The organism is Eikenella sp. HMSC061C02, assembly GCF_001809035.1.
In the GTDB taxonomy this organism is placed as follows: Bacteria; Pseudomonadota; Gammaproteobacteria; order Burkholderiales; family Neisseriaceae; genus Eikenella; species Eikenella corrodens.
Genome location: NZ_KV795554.1, coordinates 1 through 16,681 on the forward strand (window position 1 = coordinate 1; position 16,681 = coordinate 16,681).

14 protein-coding genes and 1 pseudogene are annotated in these 16,681 nt (G+C 59.1%); 11 read left to right on the top strand and 4 right to left on the bottom strand.

Annotated elements, in window-relative coordinates; translation table 11 throughout:
* The first annotated feature begins 271 nt into the window (after positions 1-271).
* The 3 genes from HMPREF2541_RS06325 to glnE all read left to right on the top strand — a co-directional run bounded on the left by HMPREF2541_RS06325 (position 272) and on the right by glnE (position 4,035).
* Positions 272-712, top strand: coding sequence for a hypothetical protein (locus HMPREF2541_RS06325; RefSeq protein WP_070542394.1), 441 nt, complete (start codon positions 272-274; stop codon positions 710-712).
* Between the two features lie 64 nt (positions 713-776).
* The gene (locus HMPREF2541_RS06330; protein ID WP_003823749.1) at positions 777-1,226 is read left to right on the top strand and encodes an EVE domain-containing protein; all 450 of its coding nucleotides are present in this window, start codon (positions 777-779) and stop codon (positions 1,224-1,226) included.
* A 124-nt stretch (positions 1,227-1,350) separates the two neighbouring features.
* Positions 1,351-4,035 carry a bifunctional [glutamate--ammonia ligase]-adenylyl-L-tyrosine phosphorylase/[glutamate--ammonia-ligase] adenylyltransferase gene (gene glnE, locus HMPREF2541_RS06335; RefSeq protein WP_070542397.1) on the top strand — a complete coding sequence of 895 codons (2,685 nt, stop codon included), beginning with the start codon at positions 1,351-1,353 and terminating at the stop codon, positions 4,033-4,035.
* A gap of 71 nt (positions 4,036-4,106) precedes the next feature.
* On the opposite strand, the gene HMPREF2541_RS06340 is transcribed toward glnE, so the two are convergent.
* The 3 genes from HMPREF2541_RS06340 to HMPREF2541_RS06350 form a co-directional block, all read right to left on the bottom strand.
* On the bottom strand, positions 4,107-4,379 hold the full coding sequence (locus HMPREF2541_RS06340; protein WP_003823746.1) for a chaperone modulator CbpM: 273 nt from the start codon (positions 4,377-4,379) through the stop codon (positions 4,107-4,109).
* A gap of 3 nt (positions 4,380-4,382) precedes the next feature.
* Positions 4,383-5,348 carry a DnaJ C-terminal domain-containing protein gene (locus tag HMPREF2541_RS06345; RefSeq protein ID WP_070542400.1) on the bottom strand — a complete coding sequence of 322 codons (966 nt, stop codon included), beginning with the start codon at positions 5,346-5,348 and terminating at the stop codon, positions 4,383-4,385.
* A 257-nt stretch (positions 5,349-5,605) separates the two neighbouring features.
* Positions 5,606-7,123: a polyamine aminopropyltransferase gene (locus tag HMPREF2541_RS06350; protein WP_003823743.1), complete on the bottom strand. Its 1,518-nt coding sequence runs from the start codon at positions 7,121-7,123 to the stop codon at positions 5,606-5,608.
* Positions 7,124-7,443: 320 nt separating this feature from the next.
* Between HMPREF2541_RS06350 and HMPREF2541_RS06355 the strand changes: the two genes are divergently transcribed.
* The 6 genes from HMPREF2541_RS06355 to speD all read left to right on the top strand — a co-directional run bounded on the left by HMPREF2541_RS06355 (position 7,444) and on the right by speD (position 11,565).
* Positions 7,444-7,842, top strand: coding sequence for a DUF350 domain-containing protein (locus HMPREF2541_RS06355; protein WP_049259130.1), 399 nt, complete (start codon positions 7,444-7,446; stop codon positions 7,840-7,842).
* A 170-nt stretch (positions 7,843-8,012) separates the two neighbouring features.
* Positions 8,013-9,047: an SPFH domain-containing protein gene (locus HMPREF2541_RS06360; protein WP_070542439.1), complete on the top strand. Its 1,035-nt coding sequence runs from the start codon at positions 8,013-8,015 to the stop codon at positions 9,045-9,047.
* A gap of 91 nt (positions 9,048-9,138) precedes the next feature.
* Complete coding sequence (locus HMPREF2541_RS06365) at positions 9,139-9,495, top strand: hypothetical protein (protein WP_070542403.1); 357 nt, start codon at positions 9,139-9,141, stop codon at positions 9,493-9,495.
* 9 nt (positions 9,496-9,504) lie between these two features.
* Positions 9,505-11,049 carry a DUF4178 domain-containing protein gene (locus HMPREF2541_RS06370; RefSeq protein ID WP_070542406.1) on the top strand — a complete coding sequence of 515 codons (1,545 nt, stop codon included), beginning with the start codon at positions 9,505-9,507 and terminating at the stop codon, positions 11,047-11,049.
* A 4-nt stretch (positions 11,050-11,053) separates the two neighbouring features.
* On the top strand, positions 11,054-11,215 hold the full coding sequence (locus HMPREF2541_RS12180) for a hypothetical protein (protein WP_153717046.1): 162 nt from the start codon (positions 11,054-11,056) through the stop codon (positions 11,213-11,215).
* On the top strand, positions 11,212-11,565 hold the full coding sequence (gene speD / locus HMPREF2541_RS06375; protein ID WP_070542408.1) for an adenosylmethionine decarboxylase: 354 nt from the start codon (positions 11,212-11,214) through the stop codon (positions 11,563-11,565). The genes HMPREF2541_RS12180 and speD overlap by 4 nt, the downstream gene beginning before the upstream one ends.
* Positions 11,566-11,745: 180 nt before the next feature.
* On the opposite strand, the gene sstT is transcribed toward speD, so the two are convergent.
* Positions 11,746-12,987, bottom strand: coding sequence for a serine/threonine transporter SstT (gene sstT, locus HMPREF2541_RS06380; protein WP_070542411.1), 1,242 nt, complete (start codon positions 12,985-12,987; stop codon positions 11,746-11,748).
* A 391-nt stretch (positions 12,988-13,378) separates the two neighbouring features.
* Between sstT and HMPREF2541_RS06385 the strand changes: the two genes are divergently transcribed.
* Together HMPREF2541_RS06385 and HMPREF2541_RS06390 are read left to right on the top strand one after the other, a co-directional pair.
* The gene (locus HMPREF2541_RS06385; RefSeq protein WP_070542441.1) at positions 13,379-15,220 is read left to right on the top strand and encodes an autotransporter assembly complex protein TamA; all 1,842 of its coding nucleotides are present in this window, start codon (positions 13,379-13,381) and stop codon (positions 15,218-15,220) included.
* Positions 15,221-16,681: pseudogene (locus tag HMPREF2541_RS06390) on the top strand (translocation/assembly module TamB); the annotation flags it as partial. It lies immediately after the preceding gene.

The window sequence follows — 16,681 nt, forward strand, 5'->3', positions numbered from 1 at the left end:
TTGCGGGATTGGTGTGGTATTTAGGGCTAATCTAGTACAGCCCCTATCTATAACAATATAGAGCAGGCAAATAAACTAAAATATTTAGTAAACCAATTACAATATATTGCGTCATCCATAACAGCAAGCTAGGACGGGTACTCGCTGCCTACTACATATTCCCTGCAGGCTACCTGAAAACCATTATGAGCATAAATTCCAGCTTATACCATTCCACCCGCGCTACGTTCGCCGCATAGTTTTCAGGTAGCCCGTACGAGGAAAGAAATGATTGAAGAAACCAAACCGGGCCAACCGCCTCTCCGCCTCCAAACCGCCGTATGCGTGGTGGGTGCTGATTATTTACAGCCTGTTCGGCCCGCCCTTGGGCATAGTGTCGGTCATGCTGTTCATCATAGTGGTGTTCCATGTTGTCGCGTCTGAGCCGCTACCTCCCTCAAATCAGTTTTTCAGAAACATGCCAGAACTCTTCCTGGCCAGTTACTGGGATGGCGGCATTCCCGCCATCCTTACCGGCCTCTTGGCTATGCTGCTGCGCCTGAAGCGCAACCTGCCCGGCATCGCTGCCGTAACGGCAGCAGGCGCCCTGCTGTCGGTCATCTGTCAGGCCGTCATGTTCGACTTGTCTGGTTCTGATAACTGGATGTTTTTGGGTTGCGGTGCGGCAGCGGCTTTCGTGTTATCCGTATTCCTGCCCAAGCCGTCAAAATAAATTTTCAGGTAGCCTTCTGCCGGCCGCATGAGGCTACCTGAAACCCATCTGAAAAAGGATATCTATGAAATACTGGATCGGCACGGTTTCCAAAGAGCACGTCCTGCGCGGCGTGGCAGGCGACTTCTGCCAAGTGTGCCACGGCAAAGCCGCGCCGCTCAACCGTATGCAACGCGGCGACTGGCTGCTCTACTACAGCCCGAAAATCCGCTTGGACGGCCACGACAAACTGCAAGCCTTCACCGCACTCGGGCAGATTACCGACGACCAGGCCTACCCGTTTCAGATGAGCGCAAGCTTTATCCCCTTCCGCCGCAACGTGGCCTATGCCGAAATCCGGCGCGAATGCCCGATTGCCGTTATCCGCACACATCCGGAATGGAAAAAATATGCCGCCCGGCTGCGCTACGGCCATTTTGAAATCAGCGAAGACTTCTTCAACTTCGTGCGCACTTATATGCTGGCGCAGCCCGAAACACCGGAAACCAACGCCCGGCAGGAAAGCCTGTTTTAGCTGGCAGCCATGCCGAATCTGCCCCTCCATTCTTAATCTACTCAATCTAAGGCTACCTGAAAGCTTCAGGTAGCCTATAATCTGCCCGTTTGATTTATACCCTCCGCACACAAGGAATCCCCCCATGCCTGCCGATATGATTGCCCACGCCCGCCGTTTTTCCCTTTGGCTATCGCGCCAGCTGGATAGCGGGCAAATCGATGTTGCACGTTTGCAGCCCATGCTCGCGCAGCCTTTGCAGCCGCAGGATTTGGCCGCCTTCGCGCCGTGGGCAGACATCGCGGCAGCGGCGGATGAGGCCGAGCTGGCACGGCAGTTGCGGCTGTTACGCCGTTATGTGCTCGCGCAGATTATGGTGCGCGATTTGTGCGGCGCGGCCGAACTGGCGGAAGTAACGGCTTCCATCACGCATCTGGCCGATTTTGCGGTGAACACCGCGCTCGCTTTTGCCGAAGCGCACTACACCGCGCTCTACGGCACGCCCATCGGCCGCTATAGCGGCGCGACGCAGCATTTGAGCGTGGTGGCCATGGGCAAGGCGGGCGGGTTTGAATTAAACGTATCGTCTGATTTGGATTTGATTTTTGTCTATCCCGAATCGGGCGAAACCGACGGGCGGCGCAGCCGCAGCAATCAGGAATTTTTCACCAAGGTGGGGCAGAAGCTGATTGCGCTGTTGAACGACATCACCGCCGACGGCCAAGTGTTCCGCATCGATATGCGCCTGCGCCCCGACGGCGACAGCGGCGCGCTGGTGTTGAGCGAAACCGCACTGGAGCAATATTTGGTGGCGCAGGGGCGCGAATGGGAGCGTTATGCCTGGTGCAAAGGCCGCGTGGTCACGCCACATGCCAACGGCATCCGCAGCGTGGTGCAGCCTTTCGTGTTCCGCAAATATCTGGACTATGGCGCCTACGAAGCCCTGCGCGGGCTGCACCGCCAAATCCGCAGCGAAGTGAGCAAAAAAGGCATGGCCGGCAACATCAAGCTCGGTGCGGGCGGCATTCGCGAGGTGGAATTTATCGCGCAGGTGTTCCAGATGATCCGCGGCGGGCAAAACCGCAGCCTCCAGCTCAAAGGTACGCAGGAAACGCTGGCCGCACTGGCCGAGGCCAGCATTCTTGCGCCCGAATCTGCCGCCAGGCTGCTCGAAGCCTACCGCTTCCTGCGCCGCCTCGAACACCGCCTGCAATACTGGGACGACCAGCAAACCCAAACGCTACCTGAAAACCCCGACCAGCAGCAGCTGTTGGCCGAAAGCATGGGCTTTGCCAACTACGAAGAATTTTCAGGTAGCCTCAACGCGCAGCGCGCCCAGGTGAGCGCCCAGTTCAACCAAACATTAAGCAGCCCCGAAGAGAATGAAAGCGAGGCCGAACAGCCGCTGGCCGGCCTGTGGCAAGACGATGCCGCAGCCACCGAATGGGCGGCGCAGCTGGCCGACTTGGGCTTTGCCAACGCGCCCGAAGCCGCCGAGCGGCTGGCGCACATCCGCAGCAGCAGCCGCTACCGGCATTTGTCTGCCCGCGCCCAGCAGCGTTTCGACGCCGTGCTGCCGCGCGTGGTGGCCGCCGCCGCCGAAAGCAGCCGCCCCGAAGCCGCCCTGCCGCGCCTGCTCGACTTTCTCGACAGTATCAGCCGCCGCTCCGCCTACCTCTCCTTTTTGCAGGAATACCCCGCCGCACTCGCCCAAGTGGCCGAACTCATGGCGCAAAGCCCCTGGCTGGCCGAATATTTGCAGCAACACCCCGTGCTGCTGGACGAATTATTGTCGGCACAATTAATGGAACACCCCAACTGGCCGCAATTCATCGGCGCACTTTCAGGTAGCCTCCAAACCGCCGGCGACCCCGAAGCCAAAATGGACGTGCTGCGCCGCTTCAAACACGCCCAAACCTTCCGCCTGGCCGTGCAGGATTTGGCCGGCCGCTGGCCGCTCGAAGCCCTGAGCGATCAACTCTCCTACCTGGCCGACATCCTGCTCGAACACACCATGTGGCAGGTGTGGCAGGCCATGCCCAAAACCCACCGCCCCATCCCCCGCTTCGCCATCATCGGCTATGGCAAGCTCGGCGGCAAAGAGCTGGCCTACGGCTCCGATTTGGATTTGGTGTATCTGTATGACGACGGCGCGCCCGAAGCCGCCGACATCTACAGCAAATACGCCCGCCGCCTCACCACCTGGCTCTCCGGCAGCACCGGCGCGGGCAACCTCTACCAAACCGACCTGCGCCTGCGCCCCAACGGCGACAGCGGCTTCCAAGCCCACAGCCTCGAAGCTTTCGCCAAATACCAGCACGACAACGCCTGGATTTGGGAGCACCAAGCCCTCAGCCGCGCCCGGTTCGTGGCCGGCAGCCCCGAAGTGGGGCGCAAGTTTGAAACCGTCCGCCGCCAAATCCTCAGCCTGCCGCGCGAAGCAAACCCGCTGCGGCAGGAAATCGCCCAAATGCGCAGCAAAATGCTGCCCACCCACCCCGCCCGCGAAGACAACGTGAAATACGCCCGCGGCGGCGTGGTGGACGTGGAATTCATCGTGCAATTCTTCGTGCTGCTCCATGCCCGGCAGTATCCCGAGCTGTTGGAAAACTACGGCAACATCGCCCTGCTCGATATGGCCGCCCGCCGCGGCCTGCTCAGCCAAGATGCCGCCGCGCGCACCGCCGCCGCCTACCGCCACTACCGCCAAGTGCAACACCGCCAGCAGCTGCACGGCGCGGGCGCAGTACAAGTGGACGACACCCTGCGCGAACACTACGAACAAGTGGCCGCACTGTGGCGCCAAGTGTTCGGCGAAGAGATTCGCTAAAACGAAAAGGCTACCTGAAAAGTTTCAGGTAGCCTTTTTACTTAGCGACATTACAGCGGCAAAGCTCGGTTTTAATCCTCCAAACGGCCTTTGCGCAGGGTTTCCAATTCATCCAGCAGTTGCAGGATCAGCGCAGTAGCGGGCACGCTGGCCTCGAAATCGCGGCTGATGCGGCGGGCGCGGCGGATGCGGGCGAGCTGCCAGCCGCTGAAGCCGGCCTCGCGCGGGCTGCCCTGCACAGAAATGATTTCTTCCTCGATTACATTAACCACCCAATCGGCATCGCCGTCGCAGGCGCGCACGATTTCGTTGAAGGTGAGCTGAATATCTTGTTCGCGGTTCATGGTTTATCCTTTCACGCCGTAATGCTCGGCCAGCTGCTGCCAGGCTGCACGGTCGGCTTCGCTCATGGTTTCGGGCAGGGTAATGTTGATGATGAGGTAGAGGTCGCCGGCTTCTTTGGCGGGAATGCCTTTGCCTTTGAGTCGCAGGTTTTGGCCGCTGCGGCTGTTGGCGGGAATGTTGATGTTGAGTTTGCCGGCGGGCGTGTCGATGGCGGTTTTGCCGCCGAGCGCGGCTATCCAGGGCATCACATCGATGCGCTGGTACACGTCTTTGCGGTTTTTCACATACAGCGTGTCGCGTTCGCGGAAGCGGATTTTTAAATAGAGGTCGCCGTTTGCGCCGCCGTTGAAGCCGGGCAGGCCTTGGCCGCGCAGGCGGATTTGCTGGCCTTCGCTGATGCCTTTGGGGATTTTCACCTGCAGGGTTTTGCGCTCGTAAGCCATTTGGCCGCCCGCGCCGAGGGTGGGCATATCGAGGCTGAGCGAGCGTTCGCCGCCGGTGTAGGCCGCGGCGAGGTCGATCGTCAGCTCGGCGTGCTGGTCTTCGCCGGGAATGGGGCCGGTTTGGCGCTGGCGGCCTGCGCCGGCGTGGCCGAAGGCGGAGAAGATGTCGTCGAAACGGAAGTCGCCGCTGCCAAAGGGCTGGCCTTCGCCGAAGCGGCTGCTGTCGAAGTGGTAGTATTGCCCAAAGTCTTGGCCGGGGTCGAAACCGCCCGCGCCGCCGTGGGCGCTGCCGGCGCGGCCAAAGGGGTTGGCCAGCATTTCATCGTATTCGGCGCGTTTGGCCTCGTCTTTCAGGGTGTTGTAGGCGAGGTTGATTTCGCTGGTTTTTTGGTCGGCATCGGGGTCTTTGCTGACATCGGGGTGGTATTGGCGCACCAGCTTGCGGTAGGCCTTTTTGATATCGGCCAGGCTGGCATCTTTGGCCACGCCGAGGATGTCGTAATAGGTTTTCTGGTTGGCACTCATATAGTTGGATATTCTGTGGAATGGATAAAAATCAGGAGGCACCTCTTGGGATGAACGCGGGGCTAGGGCTGGCTGAAAGCCGTAGGGCAGAGGTGCGCGGCTACAAATACAAGAGAGAAATGGGGCTGGACACAGGGAAATCAATACGCGGTTTGCGGCAGGTAAATCCTGTGTTCGCTCGATAAAGGCTTTCTTAATCAGGCTGTTTTGTTTGAGCGGTTGGGAAAGGCTACCTGAAAGTTTCAGGTAGCCTTTTCTCAGCGCATCACATTGCGCCAATCCTGTTCGAAATAATGCACCAGAATCTGCGTGTTCAAATAGTTTGGCTGCACATCGCGGCGTGCCATGTCGGGCGGGAAGCGGAACATTTCGGCGGCGGTGTCGGCGTTTAGAAAGCGGGTGGGCACGCTGAATTGTGCGGGCACGGGGAAATCGGGCTCGCGGGCGGCCAGCACGAAGCCCCATTCGCCGAAGGAGGGCACATACACATGATAGGGCGCGGTGGCGAGCCCGGCGGCCTCCAGCGTGGCCACCACCGACCAATAGGCGTTCGGGGCGAAATAGGGCGAGGTGGATTGCACCACGATTTTGCCATCGGGCGCGAGATGCCGCGCCACCAGCCGATACATGGGCACGGAATAGAGCTTGCCCAACGAGAAGTTGGAGGGATCAGGCAGGTCGATGATGATGACGTTAAACTTTTCCTGCGCCTGCTCCAGCCATTTGGCGGCGTCGTCGTTCACCACGCGCACTTTGGGGCTGGCGAGCGAGCCGGCGTTGAGGCGGCTTAATTCGGCGGAGGTGCGGAAGGTGCTGGTCATTTGCGGGTCGAGGTCGACCAGGGTGATGCCCTTCACTTGCGGGTATTTCAGCACTTCGCGCGCGGCCAGGCCGTCGCCGCCGCCCAGAATCAGCACGTTTTGCGCCTGCCCGCCCACCATCTGCATGGCGGGTAGCACGAGGGCTTCGTGGTAGCGGGCTTCGTCGCGCGAGGAAAATTGCAGGTTGCCGTTGATGTAGAGGCGCAGGTCGTCGTGCCATTTGGTGATCACCAGGCGCTGGTAGGGCGAATGGCTTTCGTATACCACCGGGTCGCCGAAATAGCTTTGTTCGGCCAGAAAGGTGATGCGGTTGGCGGCGGCGAAGGCGGCCAGCAGGCAGGCCAGCACGATACCGCCGCGCAGCTGGATGGCGCGGTAGCGCGGCAGCTCTGCTTTGAAGGCACGGGCGGTGAGCACGGCCACGGCGGCGTTGAACAGGCCAAACAGCAAGGCGGAACGCGCCATGCCCAGCCGGGGCGCGAGCACCAGCGGGAACAGCAGCGACACGGCCAGCGCGCCCAAATAATCAAACGTCAGTACTTTGGCCACCAGGTCTTTAAAATCGGCCTGCCGCCGGTTCAGCACACGCATCACCAGCGGGATTTCCATGCCCACCACGATGCCCACCACCAACACCAGCGCATACAGCAGCGTGCGGAACGGCGCGGCAGCCAGCCCGAACACCACAAACAACACCAAGGCCGACACCCCGCCGATGATGCCCACCAGTAATTCGATTTCGATAAAGCGCGAAAGCGCGTCTTCATCGCGGATGTATTTGGTGAGGTGCGCGCCGATGCCCATGGCGAAGAGGTAGAGGCCGATGATGGAGGAAAACTGCAAAATGCTGTCGCCCAGCAAATAGCTGGCCAGCGCGGCAATGATGAGTTCATACGCCAGCCCGCAGCTGGCCACGATGAAAACGGAGATAATGAGGGTGCGGTCGGGTTTCATGTTTCAGGTAACCTTGATGATGGGCTGAATTATATAGCTAAAGCCATACCTTTTTTCATCAGCCCGTAGCTGCCTTTCTTCTGTTGCCTTTTCTTGGGAGCCGCCAACCAACAGAAGTGCTCGTGCGACATGAGGCATAAGGGCAAACAGGGTGCGAATCATGAAGGCTATCTGAAATTCAGTAAGCCGCCTAAAACCTAAATTTTGCTTCATAAATAAAACGGCAAAGCAAGATGAACAACAGGCATTTGTATGGCATAATCAGCCGCATATCGCCGCCGCTGCGGTTTCTCTTTCCACCCTGATTGCAAAGGCAACCCATGAGCATTTCCCTGCAACAATATCTGTCGTATCTGCAATACCTGGCCGTGGGCCTGGGCATGACTGCGCTGTTTTCCGCCGTGTATCTGCGCATCACCCCGGCCGACGAATTGAAGCTGATTAAAAACGGCAACCTGGCCTGCGCGCTTTCCTTCGGCGGCGCACTCATCGGCTTTTGCCTGCCCTTGGCTTCCAGCATCACCCACAGTGTCGGGCTTCTGGATTTCGTGCTCTGGAGCTGGGCGGCCGCGGCAATTCAGATTGTGGTGTATTTCGCCGCCACCCGCCTCGTGCCCGATGCCGCCGGCGAGCTGGCCGGCAATAACGTGGCCGTGGGCACGCTTTGCGCCGTGATTTCCGTAGCGGTGGGGCTGCTCAACGCCGCCTGTTTGGTGTAGCAACGCGTACACAACGGGCTACCTGAAATTTGGTTTTGCAGAAATTTGCCCCATTTTAGCTGCGCAATAATGCAGCCTTGGCCGCGCCAAGGTATCCGGCTGCTGCGTTGCAGCCATGCTTTCAGGTAGCCTTCCCCTTCTCCCTATCCATCAAGAAAGGAACCCCCATGCTGGGCAATTTCATCAAGAAGCAGTTTATCGACGTTATCGAATGGCCGAATCCCGAAGAAGGGCTGCTGATGTGGCGCTTCCCCGTGGCCGACCAGGAAATCCAAAACGGCGCCAGCCTCACCGTGCGCGAAGCGCAGGCCGCCCTGTTTGTGGACGAAGGCAAAGCCGCCGACGTGTTCCAGCCCGGCCGCTACACGCTCACCACCCAAACCCTGCCCATCCTCACCAACTTGAAAAACTGGGATAAATTATTCCAGTCGCCCTTCAAATCCGACGTTTACTTCTTTAACACCCGCCAGCAGCTCGCCCGCCGCTGGGGCACTTCCCAGCCGGTTACCGTGCGCGATGCCGATTTCGGCGTAATCCAGCTGCGCTCCTTCGGCATGTATGCCTACCGCATCAGCGATCCCGCCGCCTTCTTCCGCGAAGTAACCGGCGTGGGCGCCTCCTACAGCGGCGAGCAGCTCGAACAGCAGCTGCGCAACCTCGCCATGACCCAGCTGGCTGCTGCATTCGGCACTTCCGGCATCCCCTTCCTCGATATGGCCGCCAACCAAGTGTTGCTGTCGCAGAAAATGAACGAGCTGCTGCTGCCTGAGTTTGCCAAACTCGGCCTCACGCTGGAAAACTTCACCGTGGAAAGCGTGAGCCTGCCTGAGAACGTGCAAAAAGCGCTGGACAGCAAAATGTCGATGGGCATCATCGGCGATATGGGCAAATTCACCCAATACCAAACCGCCACCGCCATTCCGATGGCCGCGCAAAACGAAGGCGGCATTGCCGGTATCGGTGCCGGCCTCGGCGTGGGTGCCGGTATCGGCCAGGCCATGGCTGGCGCCATGAGCGGCATGACGCAGCCCCAACAGCCTGCCCAAGCCGCGCCCGCTGCCCAGCCTGCCGCTCCGGCTGCCCCCGCCGCCGAAGACCCGCAAGCCAAGCTGGCCAAACTCAAAACCCTGCTCGACGGCAACCTGATTTCCGCCGAAGACTACGAGAAGGCCAAAGCCGAAGTGCTCAAGCAGCTGATTGGTTGATCAGCTGAGGCTACCTGAAAGCATCATCCGTAAGCTTTCAGGTAGCCTCAAACGCGGCTTAAAGGCTACCTGAAAGCCAAATCCCACCATCATGCCAACCACAAACCCCGTACAAGTCATCGCCAAACATCTGCAAACCCGGCCCACCATTCTCGATTTTGCAGAGGAATTGCAAACCATTGCCGACTTGCAGGCCGTTGCGCCGGAGCAGGCTGCCGCCGATTGGGATGCGTTCAGCGCCGTGGTGAGCCGTCTCCGCGATTCGCACCAAATCAACGGCATTTTCTGCCTGACGCCGCAAAACCAGCCTGTCTTTCTCGAGTTTGCAGGCTACCTGAAAACTGTTGCCCAGCTGGCCGGCCGTGATGATGCCCGTTTGTGCGACGGCTTCGATTTAACAGCCGCCGAGATTTCCGCTAAATTTGCTGCCAAACCGCCCGCCCCTTAGGAACCCATCATGAGCGAACCCTTCTTTAAAACCGACTGCCCCAGCTGCGGCGCGCCCGTGCACGCGCATTCGGCCACGGCAGTTACGCTGGTGTGCGGCTTCTGCCACAGCCTATTGGTGCGCCAGGGCGCAGGCATTATCGACAGCGGCCGCGATTCCGCCCTGTTGGAAGACTTCAGCCCGCTGCAAATCGGCACCTCCGGCACGTTTGCCAACCGCCCGTTTGCCATCATCGGCCGCCTGCAGGCCAAATACGATGCCGGCATGTGGAACGAGTGGTATGTGCAGTTTGAAGACGGCGGCAACGGCTGGCTCTCCGAATCGGGCGACCAATACGTTTTCACCCTGCCTGCCGCCGAGCCTTTGCAGGAAATTCCGGAATTTTCCAGCTTGGTGGCCGGCCGCAGCAGCCTGATATACCGCAACAAACGCTTTTGGGCGGCCGACGTGCGCGATATTGTGCTGGAGCAGGCCGCCGCACAGGGCGAACTGCCCTTTGCCGTGCCGCCGCAGATGAAAAACCAAGTGGCCGACTGGCGCTGCGAACAAATTTTCCTCACGCTGGATTACGCCTCTTCTCCACCCGAAGTGTTTGTGGGGCAGGGCGTGAAGTTGGCCGACTTGCAACTTAGCAATACGCGCAGCAGCGAGCAGGTGGCCGATAGCGCCGGCCGGCTCAAAGGCACACGCCAAGCCGAAAGCTGCCCGAACTGCGGCTCACCGGTGCAATGGATTACCGGCCTCACGCCTTCCATCCTCTGCCCCAGCTGCGGCAGTAACCTGGATGCGACAGAAGGTAAGCTGGAATTGCTGCAAGCCAACAATAGGCGCAATGCACAAGCTTATTCATTCACGCTGAATCTGGGTGCGGAAGCCACCATCGAGAACCGCACCTACACCCTTATCGGCGCGGTACGACGCGAAGAATTGGAACCCGAAGCCGCGTTTCAGGCTGTATATCACGGCGGCAACGGCGGCGTGGTTGGAGACCCGTGGACAGAATACCTGCTCTTCGAGCCGCAGGCCGGCTTTATGTGGCTGGTGGAAAGCGGCGACGGCGAATGGAGCGTGTCGGAAACGCTCAACGTGTGGCCGCGCCTGCAGGGCGACTTGTTCCAACCTCAGGGTTTACGCAAACTCTACGATTACGGCGGCCGCGTGGTCTTCGCCGCCGGTGCGTTTTACTGGCATATCCGCCAAGGCGACGTAGATTTCTACAGCGACTACCGCCAAAACAGCAACGGCAAACTTTGTGCCGAATGCAACCGGCACGAAGCCTCCTGGAGCCAAAGCACACCGGTAAGCTACCGGCAGGTACGCAGGTGGTTCGGCATCGGCGATGGTAAGATACCGCAACATAGTGCCGATAGGGATGCCGACCTCCCACCGACCTGGTTGGTAGCCTTGCTCTCGATAATATTCATCATCATTAACTTGCCCGCCTGGGCCGCTATGTTCCTTAGCCCAGAAGACATGTCGCTGCCCGGCGTGGCTTCTTTCTTGGTTTTTTATTTCCTGATTAGACGCGGCAGGCTGTCCGACGACGAAGAGTAGCATTATGTCCACAAAAAAATTCCTCATCATCAGCATTGCAGCCATCCTCGGCAGCACTGCGTTCAACTACGCCTCTGTCGGCGATGTAAGGCAACATAGCAGCGGCAGCCGCTCCTACAATGGCTCGCGCATGGGCGGCGGCTATTCTTCGGGATGGCATAAATGAGCCACAGCCCCGGCAGCCACGGCCTGCTTGATTTATACGGCTGCCCACCCGAATTGCTGCGCAACGAATGCTACCTGAAAACCGCATTGGAGCATACCGCCCGCCATATCGGCGCCACCGTGCTCGAAAGCCGTTTCCACACCTTCGGCGGCGAAGGCGGCGTAACTGGCGTGCTGCTCTTGGCCGAATCCCACCTCAGCATCCACACCTGGCCCGAACACGGCTTCGCCGCCATCGACATTTTCCTCTGCGGCCGCCTACGGCCTGAAGCAGCGAAAGAAACACTACACCATGCTCTAAAAGCCGAACGCAGCGTTTGGCAAACCCATCCGCGCGGCAGCGCGCTATAAGGCTTGCCGCAGATAAGTGGCGGGAGGAAGAAAGGCTACCTGAAACCTGAAACAGGTTTTGCTCTTAACCATGTACTTGACTAAATAGCGTAGTAGTAACGCGCCCTACCTGGTTTGCCCGATAATTAAAAGGCTACCTGAAAATTTTCAGGTAGCCTTTTTAGCATTCAAATCAAACCATCAACGTTTGTGCGACTGATCCACGGCCGCAGTGAAGAGCACGTCGGTGGAGGAGTTGAGGGCGGTTTCGGCGGAGTCTTGAATCACGCCGATGATGAAGCCCACGCCCACCACCTGCATGGCGATATCGTTGGGGATGTTAAACAGGCTGCAGGCCATGGGAATCAGCAGCAGCGAGCCGCCGGCCACGCCGGACGCGCCGCAGGCGCCAATGGCAGCGATGATGCTCAGCAGCAATGCCGTCCAGAAATCCACGGCGATGCCCAAGGTGTGCACCGCGGCCATGGTGAGGACGGTGATGGTAATGGCCGCGCCGGCCATGTTGATGGTGGCGCCCAGCGGGATAGACACGGAATAAGTGTCTTCATGCAGGCCGAGTTTTTTCGCCAAAGCCATGTTCACGGGGATGTTGGCGGCGGAAGAGCGGGTGAAGAAGGCGGTTACGCCGCTTTCACGCAGGCAGGTAAACACCAGCGGGAAAGGGTTGCGTCGGGTTTGGGTAAACACGATGATGGGGTTTACCACCAGCGCTACAAACAGCATCGCGCCCAGCAATACGGCCAACAGGTGCAGATAGAAGCCCAGTTTGTCGAAGCCTTCTTTCACGATGGTAACCAGCACCAGCCCGAAAATGCCCAAGGGGGCGAAGCGGATAACGCCGCGTACCACTTTGGAAATGGCTTCGGCCACATCGTTGATCAGCGTGCGGGTTTGTTCGCTGGCTTGGCGGAAAGCCGTGCCGAGCACCAATGCCCAAGCAAGGATGCCGATGTAGTTGGCATTGGCCAGCGCCTGAATCGGATTAGACACCAGGTTCATCAGCAGGTGGCGCATCACTTCGCCGATGCCGGTGGGCGCTTCATTGCTGGCTGCTTCCACGCCGCTGAGCAAGAGCTGCGAAGGGAACAGGAAGCTCGCACCCACGGCCACTACGGCGGCGGCAAACGTGCCCACCAAATACAGCACCAAAATCGGGCGGATATTGGTGGGGTTGCCGCTGCGGTGCTGCGAGATGGCGGAAATGACCAAGGCAAACACCAAAATCGGTGCCACCGCTTTGAGCGCGCCCACAAACAGGCTGCCGAAAATCGCACCGATTTCCACCACTGCGTCGGCAGCGGCGGTGTTGCGCACCAGTACGCCCACCAAAATGCCGAGCACGAGGCCGATGGCAATCTGCGTTACCAGCCCCAGGCTGGTGAAAAAGCCAAACGGGCTTTTCCTTTGAGTGTTGTTTTGCATACAAATCCCTAGGTTGTGTGGTTGTCTATAGCCAAAGCCCCGTGCTTGTTAACGCATCAGCCTACTTCAGCCATGGTTCCGGGCGGAAAAAGTTCAGTCTAACAGAAACGAACGTATCAGCACAAATATTTACTGACAGCACTTCCTCACGCAAGCTGCCTGTGGCGGGGAGAGCGAGTTTTTCAGGTAGCCTTTGGGCGGATAGAGGCTATCTGAAACACACAACAACAGACCGTTTGGAGAATCAAACTCAACCATCCCTTTCAGGTAGCCTTGGCCGGCTGGATTTCTTTTGCCTGCCTTTACTATAAAACGTAAGGCAAAAATGCTAATATGCCGCAGTTTGCCGCACACACACACCGGCTTGATGTTTACCGATTGCAGATTGCCCATGAAAACCCCTCTGTTTCCCCTTGCCGTAATTGCCGCCTTGCTGCTGAGCCTGCCCGCCCGTGCCGACGGCAAGGCAGGAGAGGCGGCTGCCAATTCGGTGCAAAAAAATAAAGAAAAAGAATCGATCGAGCAGCCCACCACGGTTAATCCCAACAAACTGCCTTTCCCCATTTCCATTGATGCGCCTGCTGATTTGGCCGCACTTTTGCGCGAACATCTTTCCATTATCAACCGCCAAACCGAGCCGGATGCGGATATTGACCAAGAACAAATGCAGTTTTTGGCCGAAGAAGCGCCAGACGAAATCAAACAGATTGTGCGCTCACAAGGCTATTTCCGTGCCGATATTCAGGTAGCCCCACATGGTCGCGGCTGGCGCATCACGGTGAAACCCGGGCCGCGCACGCAGGTGAGCAATGTGGAAGTGTCGATTGTGGGCAAGGTGTTGGAAGATGCCGAATTGGCCAACTACTATAAACGCGCCATGGCCAACTGGGCCTTGCCGGTGGGTCAGCCGTTTGTGAACAGCGAGTGGAGCGGCAGCAAAGACGCGGTGCTCTCCGCCGTGCGCCGCTATAAATATCCGCTGGCCTCGCTCACCGAAAGCCGCGCCACCATCAACCCGCAAACCAGCGAAGCCGTGCTCTCTGTGAGCGTAGACAGCAAACAGCCGGTGTATTTCGGCGATATTCAAGTGAGCGGCAACGAGCGTTACCCTGCCTCGGTGATTACCGGCATGGCGCAGTTTAAACCCGGCGAACCCTACGATTTCGATAAAATCCTGGATTACCAACAGGCACTGGAACAAGACAGCCACTACAGCCGCGCGCAGGTGGAGGCAGATTTCTCCAAAATGGTGGACGACCACGTGCCGCTGTTGGTGTCGGTGAGCGAAGTGCCGCGCCAGAAATTCGATATCGGCCTGCGCTACGATTCCAAAGACGGCCCCGGCATCCGCCTGGGCTATGAACACTACAATGTGTTCAACCGAGGCTATGTGTTTGCCGGCGCTACCGACGTAAACCGCTACGAAAAAAGCGCCAGCGTCGGCCTGAGTCAGCCGCGCAACAGCAACGGCTGGTATTGGACGGGCAACATCGCCTATAACAGCTCCACCACGCAGAAGCTGGATAAAAACACCCTCCAATCCGGCATCTGGCGCGTGCGCGACCGCGACGGTATCGAGGCACGTTTCGGGCTGGAATACATCACCGAATCACGCCACGTTGTGGGCGGCCCCGACTTCGGCCGCAGCAATGTGCTGATGCTCACTGCCGCCTGGCGCCGCCAAAACATCGAAACCCTGCTGCGCCCGGCCAACGGCTATTATTTGGAGGGCAAGGTAGGCGCCACCGTCGGCTCGCTCGGCTCGTCCGCCGTGGTGCAGCGCGTACATGGCCGCGCCGGCTACTATTTCACGCCGGAAGAACACAAAAACATCGGCACCTTCATCGCACGCGGCGAACTGGGCTACACCCACTCCAACCAAGATTTGGAAGTGCCCTCCGTATTGCTGTTCCGCAGCGGCGGCGCCAACAGCGTGCGCGGCTACGAGCAAGACAGTATCGGCCTGAAAGGCCCGAATAATTCCGTGCTGCCCGACCGCGCCTTGGCCGTGGCCAGCTTCGAATATCAAAAACCGATCGGCAAAAACTTCGCGTTGGCGCTGTTTCACGACATGGGCTCGGTGAGCCACAACTTCACCAATATGAACTGGCATCACGGCAGCGGCGTCGGCCTGCGCTGGTTTAGCCCAATTGCCCCCTTCTCCTTCGATTTGGCCTACGGCCACCAAGACCGTAAACTGCGCTGGCACATCAGTCTGGGAACCCGATTCTAAATGACCGACACCGCCCTACCCGTTGATTCCGACACCCTGCCGCCCGAAGCCGAAAATGAAGCCGCTGCCGGCAACACTCCGCCGAAGAAGCCGCGCCGCCGCTGGCTGCGCCGCCTGCTTTCCGCCTTTTTGCTGCTGCTCACGCTTCTGGTGGCAGCCGTGGTGTGGCTGGTGGGCACCGAATCCGGCCTGCGTTTCGGCATCACCAAAATCCCTTCCTGGTTCGGTGTGAACATCAGCGTGAAGGAATTGAACGGCAGCCTGTGGCGCGGCTTTCAAGGCAGCGGCATTCAGGTAGCCACTGAGGGCACCGATTTAGACATCAGCAGCGTGGCGCTGCAATGGCAGCCCAATGAATTGTGGCACCGGCAGCTGCACGTCAACCGCCTGGCCGCCGGCGATATCCGCATCATCAGCAAGCCCACCCCGCCCAAAGAAGACCGCCCACCGATGAGGCTACCTGAAAGCGTGGATTTACCCTTGGGCGTACAGATCGAGAAAATCGAAGTCGGCCGCATCCTGCTGGGCAAAAGCAACAACCCGGTGGTGGAATCCGGCGCGGTCAGCTACCAGTTCAACCACCAAAACCACAAGCTCAACATCGTTTCCCTGCGCCTGCCCTGGCACAATTTCAGCGGCAACGCCACGCTCAACACCGCCACGCCCTTCAAACTCGACGGCCAAATCGTGGGCAGCGGCGAGCTGGACGGCAAACAGGCCGACAGCGCCATCGCCATGAACGGCAGCCTGCAAAACCCCGAGCTGCTCGTCCAGCTGGACAACGGCGATTCCCATTTTGCCGTAAACGGCAAACTGCGCCCCTTCGAGCCGCTGCTCAACCGCAAAATCATCAACCTCAACATCGACGGCCGCCAAATCAACCCCGAATGGTTCGATCCCTCCCTGCCCGCCGCCGATTTGGTGTTCAACCTCGCGCTCAATCCCGCCGAAGAAGCCGACACCCTCGCCGGCCTGCTCGAAGTGCGCAACCAAGCCCCCGCACCCATCAACGGCAACGGCATCCCCGTAGCCGGCATCAACGGCAAACTCAAAGTGGACACCAGCGGCAAACTGCATCTGGACAATGTCGATACCGAGCTGGCCGCCGGCGGCCGCATCACTTTCAACGGCAACATCGACAGCGCCAACCAAAACATGGCCGTAGATGCCGCCGTGCAGCAATTCAAACTGCAAGACATCCTCAAACAAAAGCTCGACCTCAGCCTAGACGGCGACATCAAGCTTTCAGGTAGCCTCGGCAGCCCGCAGGCCGATTGGCAGCTTAAAGCCGGCCAAACCGCCACCAGCGGCACCTTCCAGCTGCTCACCGACAAAACCAACCGCCAGCGCAGCATCAGTCTGCAACAAGTGAAAATCACCCCCGCAAACGGCGGCGAAATGCAAGGCGAAGCCCTGCTCGAGCTCTTCCAAGGCCGCAAAATCCCCGCCCGCGTTAACAGC